The sequence below is a fragment of the uncultured Campylobacter sp. genome (assembly GCF_938031315.1).
Classification (GTDB): Bacteria; Campylobacterota; Campylobacteria; order Campylobacterales; family Campylobacteraceae; genus Campylobacter_B.
Genome location: NZ_CALHHT010000014.1, coordinates 1 through 5761, shown reverse-complemented (window position 1 = coordinate 5761; position 5761 = coordinate 1). Strand labels below are relative to the sequence as shown.

Annotated in this window: 4 protein-coding genes; 3 read left to right on the top strand and 1 reads right to left on the bottom strand. The window is 46.0% G+C overall.

Features of this window, described 5'->3' with window-relative positions; translation table 11 throughout:
• Positions 1 to 121: 121 nt before the first annotated feature.
• The gene (locus Q0236_RS00370) at positions 122 to 2368 is read right to left on the bottom strand and encodes a hypothetical protein (protein WP_297913678.1); all 2247 of its coding nucleotides are present in this window, start codon (positions 2366 to 2368) and stop codon (positions 122 to 124) included.
• Positions 2369 to 2573: 205 nt separating this feature from the next.
• On the opposite strand from Q0236_RS00370, the gene groES reads away from it, so the two are divergent.
• From groES to Q0236_RS00355, 3 genes are all read left to right on the top strand, one after another.
• Positions 2574 to 2837 (top strand): co-chaperone GroES, encoded by a 264-nt coding sequence (groES, locus tag Q0236_RS00365; RefSeq protein ID WP_297893655.1) that lies wholly within the window; start codon positions 2574 to 2576, stop codon positions 2835 to 2837.
• A 12-nt stretch (positions 2838 to 2849) separates the two neighbouring features.
• Positions 2850 to 4487: a chaperonin GroEL gene (gene groL, locus Q0236_RS00360; RefSeq protein ID WP_297913675.1), complete on the top strand. Its 1638-nt coding sequence runs from the start codon at positions 2850 to 2852 to the stop codon at positions 4485 to 4487.
• Between the two features lie 595 nt (positions 4488 to 5082).
• Positions 5083 to 5761 (top strand): hypothetical protein (locus tag Q0236_RS00355; RefSeq protein ID WP_297913672.1); only part of this gene is annotated, 679 nt, incomplete at its 3' end.

The window sequence follows — 5761 nt, the reverse complement described above, 5'->3', positions numbered from 1 at the left end:
TTTTAAACTGCATAAAATTTTAAAATTTAAACTGCGCGAGATTTCAAAATTTCAAAATTTTAAATCTCGCGCTCGTTTAGCAGTATCCATAAATTTTAAGCGCCAAATGGGAGCGAATGGGCTAAAATAGCCCATTTATCAGCCCCTTAACCACGTCTGATTTCTCCTTTTTCGCGTCGTTTTTGCTGCTATTATCGTCCTTTTTCACGCCGAAAAGCTTGTCGATGCCCTTGCCGATCTGCTTGTCGAGCTTGCCCTTGAGGTAGTCCGATTGGATGTTGTATTTCGGCTCTTTGATCGTGCCGGTGATATTTATTTCAAGATCGGTTTTTTCGATGTTTGCCTTAACCGGCACCGAAATCGCGCCCGTTTTGCTATCCAGCGTGCCGCCTGTAACGTTTAGCTTGCTTTTTTGCGCGCTCATATCGGCGTTGAAATTTATCAAATTTTGCTTGATCGTGCCGTTTACTTTGGCGTCGTTATAGACCTCGCCGCCTAGATCGCGGCCTAAAATTTTACCGATTTTATCGATCAATCCGCCGCTAGGAAGGCGGCCGTTGTTGATGATCGCGTCGAATTTTCCGCTGTGCGAGCTAGTATTATACGTAAGATTTGCATTGCCCGTGCCGTCGTAGACGTGGTCGATATTTAGAAGCGTCGTAAGCTCTTTTACGATGAAATTTTGGATTTTAAAATTTGCCTCATCGCCTGCGATCTGTCCGTTCAGCTCACCGCCCGCGACCTTGGAATTTATGGTCGCAAACAGGCTCTTGCCGTCATGCGAAAGCTCGCCGGTAGCGGCAATCTTGCCGTTTAGTCTGCGATTTAGAAAAAATTCTAGTCGCTGCAAGCTCGGGATCAGTAGCGCGTAGTTTGCTTTAAGCGCTTTGTTTTTGAGCTCGTAGGTGCCGTTTAAGCTCTGAAGCTGCGCCAGATCGGAGTTTGCGCTAGCGCTAAAGGTTGCGACGGAGTTTTTGATATTTGTCTGCGCCTGCGCGTCCGCTTTTAGATCGCTCGGGAAGCTCTTGCCCGTCGCGCCGTCTAAAAATTTCTTAAAAATCACGCCGTTAGCAAGCGAAATTTGCGCCGTGCCGTTGATGCCGTCCTTTAAACTTAATTTCGCATCGCCGTTTATCGTGCCGTTTCCGATCGCGTTGCCGCAAAACAGAGCCGAAAGCACGGCCAGATTTAGATTGCTCGCCTTAAGCTTTAGATCGCTTAAATTTCCGTTCGCATTCAGGTTGCCGCCCATCGCGTTTAGATTTAAGTTTAGATTTTTAAGCTCATTTTGCGCTAAAGCCGCGCTAAGCTCGCCGTTTGTCTTGCCTTGCAGCTTCACTCCCAGGACGTTTTGCAGCGCGGCTAGATCGTTTGCGTTTAGCTTTGCGCTAAGCTCGCCGTTTTTGTTTTTCAGATCGTATTTAGCCTCCGCATCCGCTTTAAGCGCGTCTTTAAATGCTGAAATTTGCGAGTTTGAAAGCTCAAGCGTAGAAAAATCGGTCTTTAAATTTCCGTTTGCTTTAACGTCGCCAGAAATTTTGCGCCCGATAAGGCTTTCGAGCTTCGCTAGATCGGGCAGGCTCAGATTAAAATCGGAATTTAAAGTTTTGTTTTTCAGATCAAATTCCGATTTTTCGGCGCTGATCTTGCCCAGAGTCGAATCGATCTTGCTTGCTGCTCGCAGGACGTCATTTTGCGCCGTGATGTCCGAGTTTAGCGTGATCTGCACGCCCTTTGGGATGGAGATATTCATATCTTTAAACGCAGATTCGTTTAGGATCAAATTTGAACTCTTGATGCTCGCGTTGCCCTCTGCGCCGCTGCCTCCGGCCTTGATATCCGAGAGCACGTCGATATTTCCTTTGGCGTAGATCGGTAGCGAAGCCACGGCAAGGGCTTTTTCGACGTTTAGGCCCTTAGCGTCGATTTGCAGATCAAGCGGTTTGAGGTCTTTTAAATTTGCTAAAAATTTTACGTTGCTATCAAAAATCCGCCCGCTGCCGTTGATGCCGAATTTGTCAAGATCGCCCAAAATTTGCCCCTTAAGGCTTAGCCCTTCGTCCATTTTTATGCCGAGCTTGGCTAGATCGTGCGCATTTGCGTCGTAGCTAAGATCGAAAGAGCGCGCAAAAAGCGAGTATTTGCCCTTTACGTTTACGTTTGCAGCGTCATTTACGTTGGCGCTGATGTCCAGATCGCCGAAATTTAGATCGAATTTATCGAGCTTCACGTCAAGGCCGCTTTTTTCTTTGATCAAATTTTCTATGTAAGGCTTAGTAAGATTGTTGCCAAAATCGCTGAAAAATAGGCAGCCAGCGCCTACGATAAGCAGGATTAAAATTCCTGCGATTATGCCGAAAATTTTCATTTCGTCCCCTTAAAATTTAAAATTTGAGGGTATTATAGCCCTTAAAATTTAACGTTTGAAATCTCAATACTTGAGTTTAAATCACTAAAGTTTTATAAAAATTTTTCATAAACTATTGACAAGATTTTAAATTTTGCATATAATCTTAGCACTCAAACACATTGAGTGCCAATTTTAGAAATCACAAATCAAAGAAAGGACTGAAATGAAATTTCAACCACTTGGCAAGCGCGTTCTAATAGAGCGCGAGGAGGAAACAAAAAAGACCGCTTCGGGCATCATCATCCCCGACAATGCTTCAAAAGAGAAGCCTTCGACCGGCAAAATCGTAGCCGTCGGCAGCGAATGTGAAGGCGTCAAAAATGGCGATATCGTAGCGTTTGCAAAATACGCAGGCAGCGAGATTAGCTTAGACGATAAGAAATTTCTTATCTTAAATTTAGAAGACGTTTTAGGCATAATTAAATAAAAAGGATTGAAAATGGCAAAAGAGATTATTTTTTCAGACGACGCAAGAAACAAACTCTACGCGGGCGTTAGGAAGCTAAACGACGCTGTAAAAGTTACGATGGGACCTCGCGGTCGCAATGTCTTAATCCAAAAGAGCTTCGGCGCTCCTGCGATCACAAAAGACGGCGTAACCGTCGCTAAAGAGATTGAGCTAAAAGATACGCTAGAGAATATGGGTGCTTCTTTGGTGCGCGAAGTAGCGAGTAAAACCAACGATCAAGCAGGAGATGGCACTACTACAGCAACCGTGCTAGCTCACGCGATCTTTAAAGAGGGCCTACGCAACGTAACTGCGGGCGCAAATCCGATCGAAGTTAAGCGCGGTATGGATAAATTTAGCGCTGCGGTTATTGAAGAGCTAAAAAAATCCTCTAAAAAAGTAAGTGGCAAAAAAGAGATCGCTCAGGTCGCTACGATCTCTGCGAATAACGACAGCGCGGTGGGCGATCTGATCGCAGACGCTATGGAAAGAGTCGGCAAGGACGGCGTTATAACCGTCGAAGAGGCGAAATCTATCAACGATGAGTTAAACGTAGTCGAGGGAATGCAGTTTGACCGCGGCTATCTAAGCCCATATTTCATTACAAATGCCGAGAAGATGCTAGTCGAGCTAGCTTCTCCACTAGTGCTTCTATTTGACAAAAAAATTACAAATTTAAAAGATCTACTTCCGGTTTTGGAGCAGGTTCAAAAAAGCGGCAAACCGCTTCTAATCATCGCTGAAGATATCGAGGGCGAGGCGCTTGCGACTTTAGTCGTAAATAAACTTCGCGGCGTGCTAAACATCTCCGCGGTCAAAGCCCCTGGATTTGGCGATCGCAGAAAGGCGATGCTTGAAGATATCGCGATTTTAACGGGCGGTACCGTCATCAGCGAGGAGCTTGGCAGAACGCTAGAAAGCGCCTCCATGGCTGATCTCGGACAAGCCGAGCGCATCGTGATCGACAAAGACAACACCACTATCGTAGGCGGCGCGGGCAAGAAAAAAGATATCGACGCGCGCGTTTTGCAGATCAAAGCTCAAATTGCTGAGACTACGAGCGATTACGACAAAGAGAAGCTTCAAGAGCGCATGGCTAAGCTTAGCGGCGGCGTCGCGGTCATCAAGGTGGGCGCTGCGACCGAAACCGAGATGAAAGAGAAAAAAGACCGCGTGGACGACGCTCTAAACGCAACCAAAGCAGCCGTAGACGAGGGTATCGTAATCGGCGGCGGCGCTGCGCTAATCAGAGCGGGACTTAGCGTAAAACTAGCTCTAAGCGGCGACGAGCTTATCGGTGCGGACATCGTTAAGCGCGCGCTTTTCGCTCCACTTCGCCAGATCGCAGAGAATGCGGGATTTGACGCGGGCGTCGTAGCAAATGCCGTCGAGCAGAATAAAGACAAAAAATTCGGCTTCAACGCCGCAAACGGCGAGTACGTCAATATGTTTGAGGCAGGTATCATCGATCCAGTCAAGGTTGAGCGTATCGCGCTTCAAAACGCGGTCTCCGTCGCAAGCCTGCTTCTAACGACCGAAGCGACCGTCAGCGAGATTAAAGAGGAGAAACCTGCAATGCCTCCAATGCCTGATATGGGCGGAATGGGTGGCATGGGCGGAATGATGTAGTCCCGCGGGGGCGTCATTCGGCGCTCCTATGCCATTACAACGGCGTGGTGAGATTTTACGGTGCCCCCCGCAATGCCTTTGCGGCGATGCTTTTGCTATGCGCCGTAAAATGAGATGTGCCGCGTTTTGGATATGTCTAAGGCGCGGCGATTTATTATGAATTAGCGATTAAGCGGTGTGATTTTTAGTCACTGCATGATCTTATAAATTTCGTATCTCACCGCAAATTTACGGTTTTGCCGCATTATCCTTTAAATTTAAAAACTTTATCTGAGCTTGCTTTTTACCTTAAATTCTGACTTGCCACTCAAAATTTAAGCGCAGAATTCTAAAACTTTAAAATTTTCAGCTATCCCACCTAAGCGCTTACAAGATAAAATTTTTGCCGTGACGTCATATTTTTAGTGTGATAAAATTCTATTGCCAAACAGAATCCTAGCTGCGGAATTTTTAAAGCTTAGCCTTTATCCAGATTTTTGTTTGACGATACAGCTTTGAATTAATAGCCAAAATTTCATAGTCTCACTCATTAAATTTAACGCGGCTTAATCTAAGCTTTGCTAAATTTCGCCTAAAATCCATGGAAAGGAAAACGATGAAAAATTTAGCTCGTATTTTTTTAATTGCGTTCATTTTGGCGAGCTTCTCTAGCGTTTTTGCTGCGCAGCAAAGCCACAAATCGCCCGCCGCGTTGCAAAACCATAAATCTAAAATTTCATCTCAAAATTTGCGAGCCAAAGATCATCTGAGTAAAAATACCTCCGCAAAATCCTCTGCCGAGCCGCATGCTAAAAAACCTGCAAATGCTAAAAGCCTTTCAAATTCCAAGTTCACAAAAAATACGCGCGCATCTGGAAATTCTACTAAAAATTCCACGCGAAAAAGTACGAAAAATTTTACTAAAAATCCCGGGCAAAATTTCGCATCGCATTCTGCGAGAAATAAAGCATCTAGGCGCCCGGCTAATCAATCAAACAGCCAGAATGAAGCTAGCAAGAGTCTAGTTGCGACGCTGATGCGTTTGCCAAAGACCCGCATCTATGAGGACGAGGCGCCAAGCGCTCGCGATACTGCGCAAACTTACAGAGGTGCAGATATGCGGAGAAGCGCAAGCGCGCAAACTCACGGAGGTGCGGATGAGCAGACTGGCAAAATCGTAGATGCACAAGCTCGTAAATTAACGACGGCTCGAATTGCACAGCCGCAAGCTCGCCACGGCTATAGTGTAACTCGTTCTGGCACTATGGGGCATACAGCTGCATCTCATTCGAGTG

Coding starts and splice junctions, on each gene's coding strand:
- Q0236_RS00370 (WP_297913678.1), bottom strand. CDS start 2,368: ATGAAAATTTTCGGCATAATCGCAGGAATTTTAATCCTGCTTATCGTA.
- groES (WP_297893655.1), top strand. CDS start 2,574: ATGAAATTTCAACCACTTGGCAAGCGCGTTCTAATAGAGCGCGAGGAG.
- groL (WP_297913675.1), top strand. CDS start 2,850: ATGGCAAAAGAGATTATTTTTTCAGACGACGCAAGAAACAAACTCTAC.